A 20,058-nucleotide genomic window follows, 5' to 3' on the forward strand; every position below is an offset into this window, starting at 1 on the left:
ATGAAATGTTCGAAATATGCGTCCCGCAACATTTATAGTTATGGATTTGTTATTAATGTAGATTTAAAAAGGAGGAAAATATGAGAGTTGTAGTTGATAAGGCTCAATCCAGAGGGTATGCGAATCACGGTTGGTTGAAAACACATCACACGTTTAGCTTTGCTAATTATTACAATCCGGAAAGGGTTCATTTCGGGATGCTACGTGTATTGAATGATGATTCCGTGGCGCCGGGTGAGGGATTCGATATGCATCCACATAAGAATATGGAGGTTATCTCCATCCCGTTAAAGGGATATTTACGCCATGGGGATAGCATAAAGAATAGCGAGGTGATTACGCCGGGAGATATTCAGGTGATGAGCGCCGGTACCGGTATCGTGCATAGCGAGTTCAACGACAGCGGTAATGAACAATTGGAGTTCTTGCAAATATGGGTATTTCCCCGTGAGGAGAATACCAAGCCTCATTATGCCAGTTATGACGTGCGTCCAGTTACTTCGGAAAAGAATAAGTTGTCCTTGATCATCGCTCCGGAAGGTAGCGCTCCTGCGTCGATCAACCAAGACGCTTGGTTCTCTTTAGGAAACCTAGATGCCGGTCAAGTAAAAGAGTACAAGCTACATAGTAAAAATAATGGGGTTTATTTATTCGTGATCGACGGAGAGGTGGAGGTAAGTAATACGATCCTGTCTAAGCGTGACGGGGCCGGATTCTGGGAAACCGATAGCATTACGATAGAAGTCTTGAAGCACGCTAAAGTTCTTTTGATAGAAGTTCCGATGATGAAATAAATGTTGATAGGTTAGTGCTGGCGGGTATCTTAATAGTTGATGTAACAAAGCTATTAGGGTACCCGCTCTTTCCTTTTAATGTTTTATCGGTTTATCCGTGAAGTAATCGATCATCTGTAAGATCGCTCGGCTACAAGCTGGACAGAATGGAGCGTAATCACGCATCATACAGTGATCCATCGGGCGATAAATGCCTTTAGCGATGTAACCGCCTCCCTCGAATACGCCTGCCTTATCCTTATGGGCGTCATCTAATGGGGTAGGTATCGGTGTATTAGTCGGTAGAAGATCTTTCCATTTAGCATCGAAGTTAACCAAGGTCGTGATGTTCGGTTCCCAAGGCTCGTACTTCAAATTATAAAAATCTTGATAAGCGACCTCGGAACTGAAGTATTCATCGGCTAGGCCGGCGAAACTATGTCCGAACTCGTGAACGAATACGACCGGGGTACGTGGGTTATCGGCGGTTCCCATGGCATAAAAATTATACATACCGCCACCACCGTAAGCGTCCGTGTTTACCAAGATGAAGATTGCGTCGCAAGGAGCGTTCCATACGGCGTCACGTATAGATTTCATATCCGGGGTGGTTAAATAGCGATCTACCCCAAACGTATAATAGCCGGAATTCAATGCGGTATTCTTGAATATACCTTTACCGGATACATCTGTTCCCGATTCTTCCGAAACGGCATCTACCGCCCAGACATTGAAATCTTCCCGGCGAGTGTCATAAGGCGGGGTCTTAAACAATGCCTCCGTAAAACGTTTGGCATCAGCTACGAATTTCTCTTGCTCATCCGCCGTATAACCTTCCGCTAAGAATACGAGGTCTACTTTCCCGGAGGAATCCCCGTTATATTGGATTTTTGTGATCCGGTTTTCCTTGAGTTTCCCCCGGTCAATAAAAATACTGGCCGGATCAATCTCTTGTTTCAATAAAGGATGGAACTGCATGTCGGCCTTGTCTCTTGCCGTAATCTCAATGATGACAGGAGCTTTCGGATAGGGGATAGAGATGCTATTTGTCCAAGATTGTGTCTCGGTCTTCGCTTGCTCCGTACTTCTCCATTCTTCGAATAACGTATTGAATCCTCGTGAGTAGATCAACTCTTTACCGGCTTTATCATATACATTAATATAATACCCTCCATAACCAAACGGATCGATCAAGTTTTTGACCGGCCCTGCCCAGACGGGTTCTTCCCGGAGTTGTTGTATGGCGGCGGCTTGGAAATCCCAATTCCCACTCAATGCGAAATCAATCCGGAGACTTTTCTTCGTGAAGTGTTTTTCAAAATTAGTTTGTGCCAGACAAGTGAAACTGTAAAGAATGGCGAATAATAATAAGGTTATTCTTGCTCTCATAGATCTATAATATTTATCATGTGTCAACTTTATGACGCAAATGTATATTATTTTTTTTTAGATTTGCCACGATTAGTGTATTATACTCGTTTATAAATAAATTAGACCTATGTTTAGAGAGATCAGACGAAAAGACCGGATTTTGGATAATGAGTTGGCAATTCGTTTATTGGAGGAGGCGGAATATGGTTTTTTGGCCATGTCGGGGATAAATGGGTATGGGTATGGAATCCCGATCAATTATGTAAAGGAAGGGGATTCTATTTATTTCCATTGCGCTCCGGAAGGGTATAAGCTGGAATGTCTACGAGAAAACCCGAAAGTGAGTTTCACGGTAGTTGGCGCTACACAAATCGTTCCGGGAAAATTCACGACAGGTTACGAGAGCACTATCGCTTTTGGAGAGATGCATTTGGATTTGCCGGAAGAAGAGCGTCGGTATGCCTTGCGGCTACTCGTGAATAAATATTCATCGGCGTTTAAGGAGATCGGCGAAAAGTATATTGAGAAATCTTTTTACCGGACTAATATCTTACGTCTAGATATCTCGCATATCTCGGGAAAGTGTAAACGATTGTCTCAATAGTATAAAAAAGGGGGCCTAGCCCCCTTTCTTGCAATATATCAATGATGGCTTAAATAATTAGAGACTCCTGCGTTTGTCGCTTTCATGGCGTCTTTTCCTTTGGACCAATTTGCCGGGCAAACCTCGCCATATTCTTCGAAGTGCTGTAAGGCGTCGACCATACGGAGAGCCTCGTCTACGTTACGGCCTAATGGTAAATCGTTGATTACATAATGACGGATCAAGCCCTCTTTGTCAATCAGGAACAGACCCCGGTAAGCGACCGGATTTCCTCTGGAGATAAGTTCTCCACTTTCGTTCGTAATATAATCAGCGGCCAATACGCCAAAGTTTTCAGAGATGGTTTTGGAAAAATCGGATACGAGTGGATAAGTCACCCCATGGATACCTCCTTTATTCTTATCTTGGTTTAACCATGCGAAATGAGAAAATTGAGAATCGACGGAGCAACCAACCACCGCTACGTTACGTCTTTCGAATTCCTGTAACTTTTGTTGGAAGGCATGTAATTCTGTCGGGCAAACGAATGTAAAGTCCATCGGATAGAAAAACATGACTACATACTTCTTGCCTACATATTGTTCCAAAGAGAAATCCTCGATGATCTCATTGCCATTCACTACTGCCGGAGCGTGGAATTCCGGTGCCTTTTTACCTATTAATGCTTTCATATTATAATTAATTTGTTTGTTAAGTAACAAGCGTAAGTGAAGGTTTGTTGTTGCTTTTTAGTAAAGAGACTGATTTTCTTGTGAAATAGACCTAAAGTTTATGCTTTAAAATTTCTCTGATTTTCAAAGATTTTATTTCTTTGTAACTTATTGATGTTAATAAAGAAAGTATATGGAGGTTTCCGAGGTAAAACAGCGTTTGCTGACAGATTTTTTTACATATTATCCCATGGGAGGTGCTCTGTATGATAAAAACGGTGCGCTAATTGATATAAATAAGTCCTTAAACGAGAAATTTCCTTTTACGAATGAAGCGGACTTCTTATTAAATAATCTTTTTCGTACAGATTTGTTGACCGATCTTCAAAAACAATATCTGCGTGGGGGAAGCGTGGTTTCCGGTTCTTTGCCTGTACCGTATTCTATCATCCCCTCAATGAATGAGAATAGAGAGATTCTTGGATATACCTTATTATTAACGGGTAATCCGGCGGTCGGGCAGGAGGCAGCCGGTTATGACCGGGAATTGAAGGAATTGACGGACATGTCGCAAAAGATGGCGGAAGCGGTTCCTGATACGATCCTTTTGGTAAACAAGCAACTGGTTGTAGAGAGGATTATCGCTTATGCTATGGAGACTTGTATAACACCAGAGTCGATCAATCGGCGTATCGATGATCTTCCGGGTTTCATTTATCCGGATGAGACTAAGCGTCGTGTGGCTGCGATCGTGCAAAGTTGCTTGAATAAGTCGGAGATCATGAATTTAGATTTATCGATTCCGGGACATAACGCTCCGATCGTTTATTTTAAACTACGGTTGGTACCTGTACATGACCGGTATGTGATTATTTATATACGGAATGTATCGGAGCTCGTTGAGCAGGAGAAAGCGAATGAGGCGTTAAGCAGTAAGTTGTCCGAAAGTCGGATGATGATGGAGCTTGCTTTGCAGAATAGCAAGATTACGACTTATTCTTTTAATTTCAGCCGATTTAAGTCTTGCGATAAAGTACATTGTAACCGTTGTTTCCAGTTTTATGGCACGACCAATAGTTTATTGAAACGTAATCAGTTCATCTGTCAGGCTTTGCCGCAACTTCGTCACCCGGACGATTCTGGCGACTTTTTCTATCTATTCAATACGATCCGTACGAATAAATTGGATGAATATAAAATAGATTTTCGTCTAAAGAACGATGATAACACCTATCGGATCTATGAGGTGATCGGTAAGACGCATGAGAAAGATGAGAATGGCTTCCCGAATTTGATTGTTGGTTGTATGATCGATGATCAAGAACGATTGGAGTTTGAGGAGGACTTGATCCGTGCCAAGGAAAAAGCGGAGGAGGCGGATATGCTTAAGTCAACTTTCTTAGCAAATATGACCCATGAGATCCGTACGCCATTGAACGCTATTGTCGGTTTCTCTGATTTGTTAGGAGTGGAGGAGGATTCGGAATTGCGCCAAAATTATATTAGTTTGATCAAGATGAACAATGATTTACTTTTAAGTATAGTAAATGATGTTTTGGATATTTCCAGAATCGAGTCTGATATGATGACGTTTACTTATATGGATGTTTATTTACCTTCCTTTATGAAAGATCTATATAACTCCATACAATTACGTAGACCGGAAGGGGTGGAAATGACCTTGGATGCATGTCCCGATTTCATATTTAATATAGATCGAAATCGATTATGGCAAATCTGCATGAATTTATTGACGAATGCGGTTAAGCATACTAAAAAAGGTCGTATCTGGTTTGGATATACAATTGAGGCTGAGGAGAAAATGATTAAGTTTTATGTCTCGGATACAGGTTGTGGCATTCCCAAGGATGAATTGGATAATATCTTTGCCCGATTCGTGCAATTAAGCGATTTTGAGCAAGGAGTCGGATTGGGATTAGCAATTTGTAAAGGTCTGGTATTAAAAATGGGCGGTAATATTTCAGTGATTTCCGAAGAAGGATTTGGTTCTACATTTATTTTCACTTTACCTATGAAAAGACCCAATAGTTGGAAAAACTAGTGAACAAAACTCTTTGAAATTCGGTTGTCTATATAAGAGATGATTTAGGTTGTAGTCAATTTCCATAATAAGCATTAACTTATACATGCTTTTGGTTTATGTTTTGCCATAAGAAATTCTGGACTTATGGCCTAATCTTTTTGTATCATACCTGTAATCAAGGATTTTATATGACGAAAATAGAAATAAAGAATTTATCTATTCTTTTCGGCCCGGAGAAAATGCGTGCGAAAAGAATGCTAGTAGCGGGAAAAAGTAAACAAAACATTTTGAAAGAAACGGGTTGCACGGTAGCTGTACGTAATGCGAACCTAAAGATTGAGGAAGGGGAGTTATTTGTGATAATGGGACTTTCCGGAAGTGGAAAATCTACGCTGTTACGTTGTATTAACCGATTGAACGAACCCTCTTTGGGAGAAGTCTTTATCAACGGAAAAAACATAACGACTTCCTCGGATAAAGAATTATTGGATATACGGCGTAAGGAAATGGCTATGGTTTTCCAGCATTTTGGATTGCTGCCCCATCGCACGGTATTGAGTAATATCGCTTTTGGCTTGGAGTTACAAGGGGTTCCTAAAAAAGAAAGAGACCAGAAAGCTGTGGAAAGTGTAGCCCTAGTAGGGTTAAAAGGATACGAGAACCAGAAGGTTAGCGAGTTGTCTGGAGGTATGCAGCAACGTGTCGGATTGGCCCGTGCGATCGCGAATGATCCCGAGGTGCTCTTGATGGATGAGGCTTTTTCTGCCTTAGATCCATTGATCCGTGTACAGATGCAGGATGAGCTATTGAAACTACAAGAGAAGATGCAAAAAACGATCATCTTTATTACGCATGATCTTGACGAGGCGATTAAGTTGGGGGATCGTATCGCCATTATGAAAGACGGGGAGGTCGTGCAAGTAGGTACCCCTGAGGAGATCTTGACAGATCCGGCCAATCATTATGTCTCTAGATTTACGGAAAATGTAGATCGTGGACGTATCGTTACGGCCTCATCGATTATGATAACCCAGCCGGTTTTCGCTCGTATCCGTAAAGATGGCCCGGAGACCGTGTTGAGGAAAATGAAAGAGAAAAACTTATATGTATTGCCGGTCGTGGATGGGAATAGGCAATTTCTGGGCGAGGTTCGTTTGAAAGATGTCTTGGCTCTTCGGAAAGCGGGGAATCATGATCTCTCATCGATTGTGATGAAAGAGGTGCCTTCGGTTCTGGAAAACACGACGGTTGAGGATATGCTTCCTTTGTTACCGGAGATCCGGCAGGCCTTACCGGTCGTTAATGAGGCCAACCAATTGGCTGGCTTGGTTTCTACTTCATCGATTATAATCGAGATGACGGGGAAGGATAAAGAGGAAATAGATCAAATTGTTCAAAATGCGATAGAATTATGATAAATATAGGAAAATATATAGAGATTGCCATTAATTGGCTGACTGAGCATTTCGCTCGTTTTTTTGATGTGATAAATGATGGGGTCGGAGGATTTATCGATACTTTTCAAGATGGGCTGACTTGGATTCCGTTTTATGTGATGATTTTGGGCTTGGCATTGTTGGCTTGGTTCAAGGCAGGAAAAGGAGTCGGCGTGTTCACGGCATTGGGTCTATTGTTAATTTACGGAATGGGTTTCTGGGTGGAAACGATGCAGACTTTGGCCTTGGTACTGTCTTCTACCATTATCGCCTTGATGATCGGAGTTCCGTTAGGAATTTGGACCGCACGTAGTGACCGGGCGGATAAGATCATCCATCCGGTCTTGGATTTGATGCAAACGATGCCCGCTTTCGTCTACTTGATACCAGCCGTTTTGTTTTTTGGTTTAGGTCCGGTACCCGGCGCCTTTGCAACGGTAATTTTTGCCATGCCTCCGGTTGTGCGGTTGACCGATCTGGGAATCCGTCAAGTCCCGGCCGATATTGTGGAGGCTACCCGCTCATTTGGCGCTACTTCCACTCAGTTACTCTATAAGGTGCAATTGCCATTGGCTTTGCCAACGATCATGACGGGAGTGAATCAAACGATCATGCTTTCACTTTCTATGGTAGTGATAGCGGCCATGATCTCGGCAGGAGGATTGGGTGAGATTGTCTTGCGAGGAATTACCCAAATGAAAATAGGTTTAGGTTTCGAAGGAGGTATAGCGGTCGTTATCTTGGCTATTATCTTGGATCGTATTACGCAGGGCTGGGCGAAAGGTAAAGTGAATAAACAAAAGAAATAAGAAACATAGAAAAGAAAGAAATAGATATATGAGACGATTTACGATTATTATTGGATGCTGTATGCTTTTGGTGACCTTGCAATTTATTTTCAGTTGTGTGGATAGCAAGGATCGAAAGAAAATATCGATAGCGTACGCTAATTGGGCGGAGGGCATTGCTATGACCAACTTAGCCAAAGTGATATTAGAGGATCAAGGATATCGGGTAACATTAAAAAATGCGGATATTGCCCCGATCTTTACTTCTGTCGCTTCGGGAAAAGCGGATGTGTTCATGGATGCATGGTTACCGGTGACCCATGCGGATTATATGGAACAATACGGGGACCGGCTTGAGACACTCGGAACGGTTTATGAGCATGCGAAATTGGGCTTGGTAGTTCCGGAGTACGTTACCATTCGTTCCATCGAGGATTTGAATGCCCATAAAGATCAATTTAAAGGTGAGATTATAGGGATCGATGCCGGCGCCGGTTTGATGAACTCGGCGGATAAGGCGGTTCAAGATTATTCTTTGGATTTTGATTTGAAATCTTCCAGTGGGGCTACGATGGTTGCTTTCTTGAAGAAATCGATTGATGCGAACGAATGGATCGTGGTTACCGGATGGACCCCTCATTGGATGTTCTCACGTTATCCGTTAAAATTCTTGGAAGACCCGAAAGAGGAATTTGGAGACTCGGAGCATATCGAGGTTATCGCTACGAAAGGATTCTCTGAGAAAGATCCATATGCAGCCTCTTTTTTCAAGAACTTTAAGTTAACCGATGAACAACTGAGCGAATTGATGTATTATATGGAAGACGGGACACGTACGGAATTGCGATCAGCCCGTGCTTGGCTTGAAAAACATCCCGAGATAATCAAATTATTCTTACCTTCGCAGGAGAATCAATTGAATGGGAGCCATGAGACAAATTAAGGGAGTCATATGTATTTTAATAAGTATCGTTATGTGTTGGTCTGCTTCAGCCGCAAACAATAAACGTTATGTGAATATCGTATTTATCGGGAATAGTATCACGTTTGGCGCCGGGTTACCGAAGCCTGTCCATGATGCGCCTCCTGTAAAGGCTGCGTTGTTTTTAAGCAAGTGCCCGGAAGTGGCTTCGGTCAAGTATTCCAATAGAGGACAGAGCGGCTGTACTACCGTTGATTATTTGCCGGATACGAATACGCTCTTCCCGTGGGCCGTACGTGCTGCCGATAAATTTAAGGATGAGACTTGGGCGGATTTGGTGTTCTCTATTATGCTGGGGACGAACGATAGCGCGATAGAAGGCACGAACGGCTGCCCGGTAGCGCCCGAGCGGTATTATGAGAACATGAAGACAATTATCAATCGCTTATTAGCTTTATACCCGAATTGCCGTATTGTGGTACATCGTCCTTTATGGTATAGCCCGAATACGTATAATGGAGCTAAATATTTGGAAGAAGGCTTGCGAAGGCTCCAAGATTATTATCCGCAAATACAACGATTAGTCGATTATTATGCGTCTCATTTTCCCGGACAAGTCTTTCTGGGAGATACGAAAGGATTTGATTACTTTAAGGAAAAACATTTAACGGATTTCCAAGCGGAGAAGGGCAACGCCGGAGTGTTCTATCTTCATCCGAATGAGAAAGGAGCGGTCCGGTTAGGCGAATTGTGGAGTGAGGCGATTCGTCAGGCTTTAGGGCTTTGATCTCTATAAAAAAGCCATGCCATCCCAAGAAGACGACATGGCTTTTTAGGCCCATTTATAGGCATGACAAGCAGGTATTCGTTTATCTTTTTCCTAATCGATGATCCATTAATACGGCATGATGTTCTCCGTATAATTTAAGTTTCTCGACAATATTTTTCGCTGTAGCCTCTTCCTCTACCTGCTCTCGGACGAAGCCCCATAGGAAATCTTGTGTCGCCTTGTCTTTCTCTTCGGAAGCGATATCGACAATCTTGTCGATTGATCCGGATACATGCACCTCATGCTCGTAGATATGCTGGAAAATCTCCAACGGCTCTCCCCATGCTGTAGGAACGGAATTAACTACTCCGATCGTCACTTGTCCGCCACGCTTGATTGAGTAATCGATCATTTTATAGGCATGTTCAAGTTCCTCTTGCGATTGTTTTAACGTCCAATGCGCAAAACCATCCAGCCCTATCTGAGTGAAATGTACCGACATGGATAAATATAGGTTGGATGACCACATCTCCATGTTGATTTGCTCGTTGAGAGCATCTGATAATTTTCTGCTTAAAATCATAATGGCTTATTCTATTTTATGTTGTTTATAAATAGAACAAGCCATTATCGGTTTTGTTGAGTTTTTACGAAGGAAAGTGTATCGAGGTTATTTGATCTCGATTACTTTCTCGGCCATTTTAGCCTCTTCCTCAGTTCTTTTCGGTATGCTGATACTCAAGACGCCGTTCTCAACCTTCGCCTCAATCTTGTCTTTCTCTACATTGTCAGGCAAAACCATGGTTTGTTGGAACTTGCTATAAGAGAATTCGCGTCTCAGATAGCGTCCGTCTTTCTTATCCTCATTCTTTTCTTCTTTTTTCTCCATAGATACGACCAAGTTGTTGTTCTCATCGATCTTGATGTTGAAATCATTCTTCGTCATACCGGGAGCGGCTACCTCAACTCGATAATCCTTATCGGATTCTATCACGTTGATGGCTGGAGCTGTAGAGTTTGCTTTTATCATCCAGTCGTTGTCAAATAAATCATTGAATACATACGGTAACCAATTTTGACTTCTTCTCATCGGTGTCATAATACAGTCCTCCAATTATTAGTTAAACATTCTATTTACTATTCTTATTTCTGAACTCGTCCTTTTTAATCTCGAATTCGCTATAGATACTTCAAATGGCATGCCAATCTGATAATGTGTGTGTTAATGCGGATAAAAGAGATTGAATAAGGTTTAACCCACGCATGGGGAACTTATGATTCGGGGGATGCGGGTGCAGGGAATAATATCTTTTAGAAACTGGAATAAAATACAATGAAACGGAAATCTGTAATATTGGCATAATATACGTTATTTTGGCACGATAGAATGACGGGTTGGATAATAACTTTTATCTTTAGACGTTTTTAATAGTAAATCGGTTCGTATATGAGAAAAAAGATAGAGCTGTTTGGACTGCGAATGAAAGCTGCGGTACAGAGCCATCCGGTAGAGGTGTCGCTTTCGGTTTTGGCCTGTGCGATGGGATGTTATGATTATGAAAGCGAGGGTAGTTTTTTCGACATGGTACTACAGTATATGCCAGTTGTTTTCTTGTTTGTTTATACCTTGAACAGGTGTTGCGCGAGGATGAGGAGACGTTTGTTGTATTATTTCTCGGCGTTGTTATGGATTCCTTTTTTAATGATGCCGGTAGAGCGATCTTTCTCTTCTACGCATCTGGTTTCGTTGATCATTGTGATACTCGTTTATTTGGGAAGTGGATGGATGAAAGATAACAAGCGCTTTGTGGAAAATACGCTTTTCTTTGTCCGGTCGCTTTTATATGCGGGCGGGCTTTCGGTGGTTATTTATCTGTTATCCGGATCGATCTATAAGTCAATCCAATATATTTTCGAGATCTGGCAAGATGAGGCAGAAAGAATAATCGCTTATACGGCCTTTGTCGTTTTTAGCATCATTTTCCCACTATTGTTCTTGATGTTTAATGAACGAAGGGAGCGATCTTGGCTTCCTTTCAAGAGCAAGCTATTTGATGTTTTGCTAAACTATGTGCTTTCTCCGGCATTGCTTATTTATGCGGTGATCTTGTATCTGTATTTTATTAAGATCGCTGTCCTGTGGTCATTGCCTAAGGGAGCGGTTGCTTCTATAGTGGTAAGTTTTACTGCCGCCGCATTTATATTAAAAGGATGTCAGGTTTTTCTTACCCGGAGGTATTACGATTGGTTTTATGATCATGCCAGCCTTGCCGTGTTTCCGGCGTTGGTGATGTTTTGGATAGGCACGCTTTATCGGATTCGTGAGTATGGGTTTACCGAACCAAGGGTTTATTTAGTTGTCGTGGGGTTGATATTGACCGGGGCTGCCGTTTTATTTTCCGTCAAACGTTGGGCATCTTATTTATACGTAGCCTGTTGGGCGATCCTTTTGCTGGCGAGCGTAACTTATATCCCGGGGATGACGGCCAAAAATATTGAACATATCTCCCAAATGTCTCGAAAAGATGATCCGATGAAGAAGGCTTGGGAGGTGGAGTGTATTCATATTTCCTCGGATAAGCCCATTGATATCCGGGGATATAATACGATGGAGAGCTTACGGAGTTATAAAATGAGCGATGCTGCTCGGTTAGTGGCGGAGAATGATACGATCGCGGTTTTCGATGAAGAGGATGTCTTGGTCTATCAAAAATCCTATGATGGTTTTTTGGACGGGCAATTGCGGAAAGTCGGGCTTTCGCGGCTGGCTCCTATCCCAGAGTCCGTCTATCCCGATCTTCTCCGGATCGATCTGGATTCATCCGCCATTATTTTGGAGGCGATAGACTTGCGGAGAGATTCCGCCAATCATATTAACTATATCATAGGATCATGTTATCTAAAACAGTAAAATTGTATGTCTAGAAGTAAGGAGTTGGTTTTATTGGCCCAGCGTATCCGGGCCTTGTCTCAGACGGGGTTGGTTTATTCATTAAGCGAGTACGATACGGAACGTTATGAAGAGTTGAGCCGCCTAAGTGATGAGATAACGGCTCTGGCTACCGGATTGAAGCCCGATGATGTGGCGAGTGGTTACCGCCCGGCCCAAGAGTATGTAACCCCGAAAGTCGATATCCGTGCGGTTGTCTTTAACGAGAAAGACGAGATTTTGCTGGTCCGTGAGAAAATGGACGGATGTTGGTCGTTGCCCGGCGGATGGAGCGATGTGGGGTATTCCCCGAAAGAGGTAGCGGCGAAAGAGGTGAAAGAGGAGACGGGCTTGGATGTGCTTCCGGTCCGCTTGCTGGCCGTGATGGATATGAGCAAGCATCCGCATCCCGCTATACCTTATTATGTATATAAGTTTTTTATCCTTTGCGAGTTGAAGGGCGGGTCGTTTACCGAGACCTTCGATATCTTGGGGAAAGGCTTCTTTCGATTGGAGGAGTTGCCCCCGTTGTCCTTGGAGCGTGTGCTGCCGGAGCAGATCCAACGGATGTACGCCTATTATAAGCATCCGGGCGAAGATGTTTATCTGGATTAAGGATACTTTTGTACCTTTGCGACTTCATTTTAAAAACAATGTTATGAAAAGATATTGTCAGACCTTGGATCTGAAAGAGGACGAGCAGTTGATAAAAGAGTATTGCTATTGGCATTCGCCGGAACATATCTGGCCGGAGATACCGGAAGGAATCCGTGCGGTAGGGATCTTGAATATGGAGATTTACCGTTTGGGAACCCGGTTGTTCATGATCGTGGAGACGCCCGATGATTTTGATTGGGATGCGTCGTTCGCCCGTTTGGCGACGATGGATAAGCAAGCGGAATGGGAGGACTTCGTGGCGAAGTATCAGAAAGCCGTTCCGGGAAGTTCCTCGTCGGAGAAATGGCAGTTAATGGAATGTATGTTTAAATTGCCGGGCGCGAGTAAATAGACGGAAGGATGGAAAAACAAAAGAAACAGTCGCTGGTGGCCGCCCCGGGAGGGAAATCTTATTTGGTCCCGTTTATCTTGATCACGAGTTTGTTTTTGCTTTGGGGATTCGCCCACGGACTCTTGGATGTGCTGAACAAGCATTTCCAAGGAGTCTTCACGATGACCAAGGCGGAGAGCGGCTTGGTGCAATTCTCTACGTATATCGCTTATTTCTTGATGGCGTTGCCGGCGGGAGCGTTCATGAAACGTTACGGATATAGGAAAGGGATTATCATGGGTTTGCTATTGTTCGCTATCGGAGCTTTCGGGTTTATCCCGGCGGCTTTCTTGCATTCGGCTACGCCTTTCCTGATCGCCTTGTTTGTGATCGCTTGCGGGCTTTGTATCTTGGAGACGGCGGCGAATCCTTATTCTACGATATTGGGGCCGTCCGCTTCCGCTGCCCAACGGCTGAACTTATCCCAGTCTTTTAATGGGTTAGGTTGGATATTAGGGCCTTTGGTAGGTGGTTTGTTGATATTCGGGGCACCGGAGGGAGATTCGATGGCGTTGACTAAACCTTATATCTTGGTAGGTGGTATCGTCTTGTTCGTAGCGTTGCTCTTCTTTTTCACGAAGTTGCCGGAAATTAAGCCGGAAGAAGAGGAGGAGGTGACCGCTATTGTCGAGGAGAAACCCGCTGCCTTCCTATGGAAACGTAGGCAGTTTGTACGTTCCGTGGTCGCCCAATTCTGTTATTGCGCCGCGCAGACGGGAATCTTCGGGTTCTTTATTAATTACGTGACGGAGATGGACCCGGGTATCAGTAATTTGCGAGCGTCTCGTATTTTGGCATTCGGTGGAATGGCCTTGTTTATGATCGGGCGTTTGAGCGGTAGTTTTACGATGAAGTGGTTGGCTCCGGGCCGCTTGCTGACTTGGTATTCTTTGTTGAGTGCCGTTTGTATGGCTTTGGTGGTGGCTTCCGTAGGTACGCTTTCGCTATACGCTCTTTATTTATCCTTTTTCTTCATGTCCATCATGTTCCCTACGATTTTCGCCTTGGGGCTGGAAGGTATGGGCGTTTATACCAAGAAAGCCTCTTCTTATATCGTGATGGGAGTCGCCGGCGGCGCTTTCAGTCCGATGCTGATGGGATATATCGGCGAGGAGAATATGGCGCTGGGTTTCATCGTCCCGTTGATCGCTTTCTTGTATATCTTGTATTTCGCTATCAAATGTAATCGATAAATTTGGAATGCTGTTTTTTACTTATGGAATCCGGATAATAAACCAGTATGGCTTGTGTATGAAGGCTTGGGTTTCATGGGATAAATGTTACGCTCAAGTAATATCTGCTTATCTATATCGTTTTCATTTTAAATAAAATAAAAGAGAGTGGATATGAATAAAGGTTTGTTTTTGTGTGGGCTATTTATAGCTCTATTTCTGGCTGGTTGTGGGGATGATGAGGTTAAAATCGCTAATCAGATGACTTTATATTCAAGGCCGGATACGATTCATCTGGGGGGTGACTTAGGGATGGATTCCATATTGGTGAAGGGCTTCACGGCTTGTGAGGCGTATGACGCGAAATGGGGAACATTGCCCGGGGATGTTGCGCGAGAGTTTGATATGAATGCCTCTTATCTCTATTTCTCGTATGAGGCAAGGGTGGTTTTATTGGAAGATAGCATTTATGACATAGGTATAGGACACTTTTGGGATGAGAAAGCTGGATTCTCGGAGGATTTGAGTTCGTATGGCTTCGTTATCAGTACGTTTGGCGTGCAAAAGGATAAGAAGCAAGTGCTGGCGTGTACCTATTTAATATATGTAGAGAAGAACTCAGATGGAGAGAAGATCGATCGCTGGCTTCCTGTACGACCGGAGGAGTTGCGGTGGCGTTATCTCCGAATAGAAGACTTTGATCAATTAAAAAATGTAGAATGATATGAGACATTTAATAGTTGTATGTCTAGCTTTTATGATGGGCCTTAATGTGGCTTGCTCACGGGTGGAAGATCTCGGTAAGGATGATTTGCATTCTGAACCGACGATAGAGATCGTAAGTGGTGATACCTTGGATATTGTAGGGTTCACTCTTGCGCATGAGCTGGCTACTAGTGAAGGGCGTTTGCCTTATAACGTAGGGGATGAGTTTGGTTATACGGGTTCTTACACCTATAAGTCCTATGTGGTAAGGACGGAATATACGTATCAGGATGATGGAAATAGTATTTGGGTTTGGGAGGATACATTGAGTTCAATAATAGGTTTTTATCCTTATCTTAGATCTGAGGTATATGATCTTGCGGATGTTCAGTTCCATATCCGGTCGTGCGCTCAAGGGGGATCGGTCTCTGTCGGGGAAAGGACAGATATGTATGATACGGCTCTCCTCCATATCATTCGTTCCGCGAATGGAGAGGATATGGATGTATGGATTCCTTGTAAACCATCGGAATTGAGGTATCGGTGTGTTGTCTATCATTTGGAAGAGTGAACGTTTTAGCCAAGCTCCGGCAGTAGATAATACCCGGAGCTTGACAATACATTATCACTGCAACATCTGCATCAACTTATCCAACTTAGGAGCCATGATGATCTCCGTACGGCGGTTCTTGCTACGCCCATCGGCGGTCTCGTTATCAGCGACCGGCATAAACTCCCCACGACCACAAGGTTGTATCTGTAGCGGATTCACCCCGTAATCCTTGGTAAGGATACGCACTACGGAGGTCGCACGGATCACGCTTAGATCCCAATTATCCTTGAATTGGGCGGTATTGATCGGCTTGCTGTCCGTATGGCCCTCTATATAAACGTCTATATCGTTTTGCTTATTCAACACCTCGGCCAACTTAGCCAACGCTTCCTTGCCTCGTTTATCGACCTTTGCGCTACCCGATTGGAACAGAAGCTTATCCGACATGGCTACATATACTTTACCATTCTTCTCGGTTACGGTCAGCTCATCACTGTTGAAACCCAGCAAAGCGTCTTTCACGCTACTCAACAAATTCTGTACCTTTGCGTTCTGTGCGTTCATCATATCCTGTAGCTCGTTGATGGTACGCTCACGCTCGTCCAGCTCACTCATCTTTTGCTGTAACAAGGCATTCAGCTTGTCCTGCTCACCCATATTGGTATTCAACATGGTCTGGTAATTACGGATATCACGCCCCATTGTGGTCGTATCCCTTATCAAGGCGGCGATCCGGTTGTTGAGCGCGTCGTTATCGTCCTTGCATTTAATCAATTCCTCCTTCAAGGCGTCGCCACGTCCGATCGCCTCCAACCGGCCGTTCTCGGCAAGGAGGTATTTCTTTTTACTCACGCACGAAGAACATAAAAGGAGTGCGGAGACCGAGATAAATAACAATCTTTTCATTTTACGCATAAAATTTCGTGCAATGTAATATTTATTACAATTTCCTACACGCAAGTTTAGGATATTTGTGTCTCATAAACCAATATTAAAGAATCAGCGGTATGAAAATAAGAGAAATAATACAAACGCTGTTCCCGACAAGAACTTGGAAACTAGCCGCTATCATAGCCGGAGGTGTCCTTTGCGGGCTGGGGTCTTATACCTTATATGCTTCCCGGGCGTGGACTTATTTGTCCGACGACCCGGCTACTTGCGTGAATTGCCACATTATGGGCCCTTATTATGCTACATGGAATCATAGCTCGCACAGCCGTAACGCCACTTGCAACGACTGCCATGTGCCGCACGAGAACGCCGTGAAGAAGTGGTTCTTCAAAGGTATGGACGGAATGCGCCATGCCTCGGTATTCATGATGCGAGGGGAACCGCAAGTGATACAGGCGATCGACGAGAGCGCGGAGGTAATCATGAATAACTGTATCCGTTGCCATACGCAGTTGAATACGGAATTCGTGAATACCGGAAGGATCGATCATGAGATGGCAATGGCGGGAGAAGGGAAAGCTTGCTGGGATTGCCATCGCGAGGTGCCGCACGGAGGTACGAACAGCCTGTCTTCTACACCGAATGCGTTGGTGCCTTATCCGAAGTCCGTATCGCCGGACTGGTTAAAAGATATGCTAAGTAAATAATAATAAATCAGTATAGTTATGGAAAAGAAATTAAAATCATGGCAAGGTTGGTTGCTGTTTGGAGGAACCATGGTCGTTGTTTTTGTTTTGGGTATGATCGCTGCTTCCGTGAACGAGAGACATGCGGAGGTCACTAGCGTAATGAATAATAAGAAGACGGAGATCACAGGAATCGAGGCTCGCAATGATAAGTTCGAATCGAATTATCCACGTGAGTACCAGACTTGGGAGGCTACGGTGGATACGAGTTTCAAGAGTTTATACAATGGAAATCAGGCGGTCGATGTTCTGGAGGCTCGTCCGGAAATGGTGATCCTTTGGGCTGGTTACGCTTTCTCTAAGGATTATTCTACCCCGAGAGGGCATATGCATGCGATCGAGGATATGCGTAACACGTTGCGTGTAGGCGCTCCGATGACAGAGAACGAGGGGCCGCAACCGGCTACTTGCTGGACTTGCAAAAGCCCGGATGTTCCCCGTATGATGCAAGCGATGGGCGTGGATAATTTCTATAAGGGCAAATGGGCTTCTCTGGGTAAAGAGATCGTGAATCCGATCGGTTGCGCCGATTGCCATGAGCCGGAGAATATGAACCTGCATATCAGTCGCCCGGCTTTGATCGAGGCTTTCCAGCGTCAAGGCAAGGACATCACGAAAGCGACTCAACAAGAGATGCGTTCCTTGGTTTGCGCGCAATGCCACGTGGAATATTATTTCAAGGGTGATGGTAAATACTTGACTTTCCCTTGGGATAAAGGTTCTACGGTTGAGGATATGGAGGCTTATTACGATGAGGCCGGTTTCGCCGATTATACGCATAAGCTAAGCCGTGCTCCGATTTTAAAGGCACAGCATCCGGATTATGAGATCTCCCAGATGGGTATCCATGCGCAGCGGGGTGTATCTTGCGCCGATTGCCATATGCCGTATAAGAGCGAGGGGGGCGTGAAATATAGTGACCACCATATCCAAAGCCCGTTGGCTATGATCGACCGTACGTGTCAGGTTTGCCACCGTGAGAGCGAGGAGACCTTACGCAATAATGTGTACGAGCGTCAGAATAAGGCGAACGAGATGCGTAACCGTTTGGAGACCGAGTTGGCGAAAGCGCATATCGAGGCGAAGTTTGCGTGGGATAAGGGGGCTACCGAGGATCAGATGAAAGATGTATTGAAACTGATCCGTCAGGCACAATGGCGTTGGGATTTCGGCGTGGCTTCTCATGGTGGCGCGTTCCACGCTCCGCAAGAGATTCAAAGGATATTAGGCAATGGATTGGATAAGGCGATGCAGGCTCGTCTGGCTACCGCGAAAGTGTTAGCGAAATTAGGTTATACGGATGATGTTCCGATGCCGGACTTCTCTACGAAAGAAAAGGCTCAGCAATATATCGGTTTGGATATGGCCGCTGAACGTACCGCCAAGGAAAAATTCCTGAATACGATCGTTCCTCAATGGGTGAAAGAGGCGCAAGAAAATAATCGTTTAGCGAAGAACATTTGATTATGTGGAAACAACCTTGGGGATATGCTGAAGGCTGGGCCATTTGTGCCGGTTTACTGATTACGGGATTTGGCTTGCAACTGATCACCGGCCCGGTTCAGGCAGGGTTGTTCCAATATCCGGTGAATGTGGCCGGAGGATTGATTTTTCTGCTGGTTCTATGTATAGGGTTTGTTGTTAGCCGGAAAATCACGGTTGTCCAGTGGTTTTCCGGGTTAACGGCGAGCATTACCTCTTTGTCGGCTCTTTTGTCAGTTGTGTTGGTTATGGGATTTGTGGGTCCGGGTATCGAGCGGATTACGGTGTCGTGGCCTTTTATCCTGCTGTTTCTCTATTTCTTGTTTGTCTTGGGCTTTGTCACATTGAAGCGTATCGTATCGTTTCGCTGGAGGGATGTTCCGTTTATGCTGAACCATGTCGGTTTATTTATCACGCTGCTGGCGGCGATCTTGGGAAACGGGGATTTACGCCGTTTACGGATGACGGTTCCGCTGGAGAATCCTGAGTGGAGGGCTTCGGACGAGAAGAACGAGATGATAGAACTACCGCTTGCCATCGAGCTTCGTTCGTTTACGATTGATGAATATCCTCCTAAGTTAATGCTAATCGACAATACGACCGGAAAAGCGCTTCCTGAAAAGCAACCCGAGAACATATTGGTGGAGGAAATTCCCTTAGCCGGAAACCTGCAAGGCTGGAAGGTTGAGGTTACCCGTTCACTACCGATGGCGGCTTGCGTGATGGGGCAGGATACGGTAAACTTCGTGGAATTTCACTCCGAGGGGGCGACCACCGCTTTATACGTAAAAGCACGTAACGAACTTACCGGACGGCAGAAGGAAGGCTGGGTGAGTTGTGGCAGCTATATCTTTCCATACATATCGCTCCAACTGGATGATGCGGTCAGTATGGTGATGCCGGAACGGGAACCGAGACGCTTTGCCTCGGACGTAATGGTCTATACGAAAGATAAACAGACCAAGGAGGCGTGTATCGAGGTGAATAAGCCACTCTCTATTGCCGGATGGAAAATCTACCAATTGAGTTACGACGAGACGAAAGGTAAATGGAGCCGGATGAGTGTATTTGAGTTGGTGAGAGATCCATGGTTGCCGATCGTTTATACAGGGATCTTAATGATGATAGCCGGGGCGATCGGATTATTCCTATCCGCTCCAGTAAAAAAAGGATAG

21 protein-coding genes are annotated in these 20,058 nt (G+C 44.4%); 16 read left to right on the top strand and 5 right to left on the bottom strand.

The window, feature by feature from the left end:
* Window positions 1-80 precede the first annotated feature (80 nt).
* Window positions 81-794: a pirin family protein gene (locus ACYIA1_RS01320; protein ID WP_196009210.1), complete on the top strand. Its 714-nt coding sequence runs from the start codon at window positions 81-83 to the stop codon at window positions 792-794.
* Between the two features lie 75 nt (window positions 795-869).
* Here ACYIA1_RS01320 and ACYIA1_RS01325 read toward each other — a convergent pair whose 3' ends face one another.
* A complete protein-coding gene (locus tag ACYIA1_RS01325) occupies window positions 870-2,162 on the bottom strand; it encodes a M64 family metallopeptidase (RefSeq protein WP_005865635.1) in 1,293 nt (430 codons plus the stop codon).
* 109 nt (window positions 2,163-2,271) lie between these two features.
* Between ACYIA1_RS01325 and ACYIA1_RS01330 the strand changes: the two genes are divergently transcribed.
* Window positions 2,272-2,748, top strand: coding sequence for a pyridoxamine 5'-phosphate oxidase family protein (locus ACYIA1_RS01330; RefSeq protein ID WP_009018635.1), 477 nt, complete (start codon window positions 2,272-2,274; stop codon window positions 2,746-2,748).
* A gap of 38 nt (window positions 2,749-2,786) precedes the next feature.
* Here the strand turns inward: ACYIA1_RS01330 and ACYIA1_RS01335 are convergent, their stop codons facing one another.
* On the bottom strand, window positions 2,787-3,419 hold the full coding sequence (locus ACYIA1_RS01335; protein WP_008774437.1) for a peroxiredoxin: 633 nt from the start codon (window positions 3,417-3,419) through the stop codon (window positions 2,787-2,789).
* A gap of 172 nt (window positions 3,420-3,591) precedes the next feature.
* Between ACYIA1_RS01335 and ACYIA1_RS01340 the strand changes: the two genes are divergently transcribed.
* The 5 genes from ACYIA1_RS01340 (at window position 3,592) to ACYIA1_RS01360 (ending at window position 9,375) form a co-directional block, all read left to right on the top strand.
* Entirely contained in the window at window positions 3,592-5,460 is a 1,869-nt protein-coding gene (locus tag ACYIA1_RS01340; protein ID WP_057319964.1) for a sensor histidine kinase, read from the top strand.
* Between the two features lie 170 nt (window positions 5,461-5,630).
* Entirely contained in the window at window positions 5,631-6,857 is a 1,227-nt protein-coding gene (locus ACYIA1_RS01345) for a quaternary amine ABC transporter ATP-binding protein (protein ID WP_480334136.1), read from the top strand.
* Window positions 6,854-7,687: an ABC transporter permease gene (locus ACYIA1_RS01350; protein WP_009276815.1), complete on the top strand. Its 834-nt coding sequence runs from the start codon at window positions 6,854-6,856 to the stop codon at window positions 7,685-7,687. The genes ACYIA1_RS01345 and ACYIA1_RS01350 overlap by 4 nt, the downstream gene beginning before the upstream one ends.
* Window positions 7,688-7,715: 28 nt before the next feature.
* Window positions 7,716-8,609 (top strand): glycine betaine ABC transporter substrate-binding protein, encoded by an 894-nt coding sequence (locus tag ACYIA1_RS01355; RefSeq protein ID WP_250788347.1) that lies wholly within the window; start codon window positions 7,716-7,718, stop codon window positions 8,607-8,609.
* Window positions 8,596-9,375, top strand: coding sequence for an SGNH/GDSL hydrolase family protein (locus ACYIA1_RS01360; RefSeq protein WP_121962498.1), 780 nt, complete (start codon window positions 8,596-8,598; stop codon window positions 9,373-9,375). The genes ACYIA1_RS01355 and ACYIA1_RS01360 overlap by 14 nt, the downstream gene beginning before the upstream one ends.
* Window positions 9,376-9,457: 82 nt before the next feature.
* Here ACYIA1_RS01360 and ACYIA1_RS01365 read toward each other — a convergent pair whose 3' ends face one another.
* A complete protein-coding gene (locus ACYIA1_RS01365) occupies window positions 9,458-9,940 on the bottom strand; it encodes a ferritin (RefSeq protein ID WP_005865648.1) in 483 nt (160 codons plus the stop codon).
* Between the two features lie 87 nt (window positions 9,941-10,027).
* Window positions 10,028-10,456, bottom strand: coding sequence for an Hsp20/alpha crystallin family protein (locus ACYIA1_RS01370; RefSeq protein WP_005855288.1), 429 nt, complete (start codon window positions 10,454-10,456; stop codon window positions 10,028-10,030).
* A 348-nt stretch (window positions 10,457-10,804) separates the two neighbouring features.
* Here ACYIA1_RS01370 and ACYIA1_RS01375 point away from each other — a divergent pair, with 348 nt between their 5' ends.
* The 6 genes from ACYIA1_RS01375 (at window position 10,805) to ACYIA1_RS01400 (ending at window position 15,782) form a co-directional block, all read left to right on the top strand.
* Window positions 10,805-12,268 carry a DUF4153 domain-containing protein gene (locus tag ACYIA1_RS01375; protein ID WP_217773417.1) on the top strand — a complete coding sequence of 488 codons (1,464 nt, stop codon included), beginning with the start codon at window positions 10,805-10,807 and terminating at the stop codon, window positions 12,266-12,268.
* 6 nt (window positions 12,269-12,274) lie between these two features.
* Entirely contained in the window at window positions 12,275-12,901 is a 627-nt protein-coding gene (locus tag ACYIA1_RS01380; RefSeq protein ID WP_034532374.1) for an NUDIX hydrolase, read from the top strand.
* A gap of 43 nt (window positions 12,902-12,944) precedes the next feature.
* Window positions 12,945-13,295: an L-rhamnose mutarotase gene (locus tag ACYIA1_RS01385; RefSeq protein WP_005865653.1), complete on the top strand. Its 351-nt coding sequence runs from the start codon at window positions 12,945-12,947 to the stop codon at window positions 13,293-13,295.
* Window positions 13,296-13,303: 8 nt separating this feature from the next.
* Entirely contained in the window at window positions 13,304-14,527 is a 1,224-nt protein-coding gene (locus ACYIA1_RS01390) for a sugar MFS transporter (protein ID WP_480334141.1), read from the top strand.
* Window positions 14,528-14,680: 153 nt separating this feature from the next.
* Window positions 14,681-15,229 (top strand): hypothetical protein, encoded by a 549-nt coding sequence (locus ACYIA1_RS01395; protein ID WP_146375915.1) that lies wholly within the window; start codon window positions 14,681-14,683, stop codon window positions 15,227-15,229.
* Between the two features lies 1 nt (window position 15,230).
* Window positions 15,231-15,782, top strand: a complete 552-nt coding sequence (locus tag ACYIA1_RS01400; RefSeq protein WP_122370082.1) for an MshD — start codon at window positions 15,231-15,233, stop codon at window positions 15,780-15,782.
* A gap of 54 nt (window positions 15,783-15,836) precedes the next feature.
* On the opposite strand, the gene ACYIA1_RS01405 is transcribed toward ACYIA1_RS01400, so the two are convergent.
* Entirely contained in the window at window positions 15,837-16,670 is an 834-nt protein-coding gene (locus ACYIA1_RS01405; RefSeq protein ID WP_011965889.1) for an OmpA family protein, read from the bottom strand.
* A gap of 101 nt (window positions 16,671-16,771) precedes the next feature.
* On the opposite strand from ACYIA1_RS01405, the gene nrfH reads away from it, so the two are divergent.
* Genes nrfH through ACYIA1_RS01420 form a run of 3 tightly spaced genes read left to right on the top strand, consistent with a single transcriptional unit; the run spans window position 16,772 to window position 20,058 of the window.
* Window positions 16,772-17,362, top strand: coding sequence for a cytochrome c nitrite reductase small subunit (gene nrfH, locus ACYIA1_RS01410; RefSeq protein ID WP_008781009.1), 591 nt, complete (start codon window positions 16,772-16,774; stop codon window positions 17,360-17,362).
* A gap of 18 nt (window positions 17,363-17,380) precedes the next feature.
* Window positions 17,381-18,865: an ammonia-forming cytochrome c nitrite reductase gene (gene nrfA / locus ACYIA1_RS01415; protein WP_480334144.1), complete on the top strand. Its 1,485-nt coding sequence runs from the start codon at window positions 17,381-17,383 to the stop codon at window positions 18,863-18,865.
* 2 nt (window positions 18,866-18,867) lie between these two features.
* Window positions 18,868-20,058, top strand: coding sequence for a cytochrome c biogenesis ResB family protein (locus ACYIA1_RS01420; RefSeq protein WP_146375917.1), 1,191 nt, complete (start codon window positions 18,868-18,870; stop codon window positions 20,056-20,058).

This window comes from Parabacteroides sp. KHUB-02 (assembly GCF_056640955.1).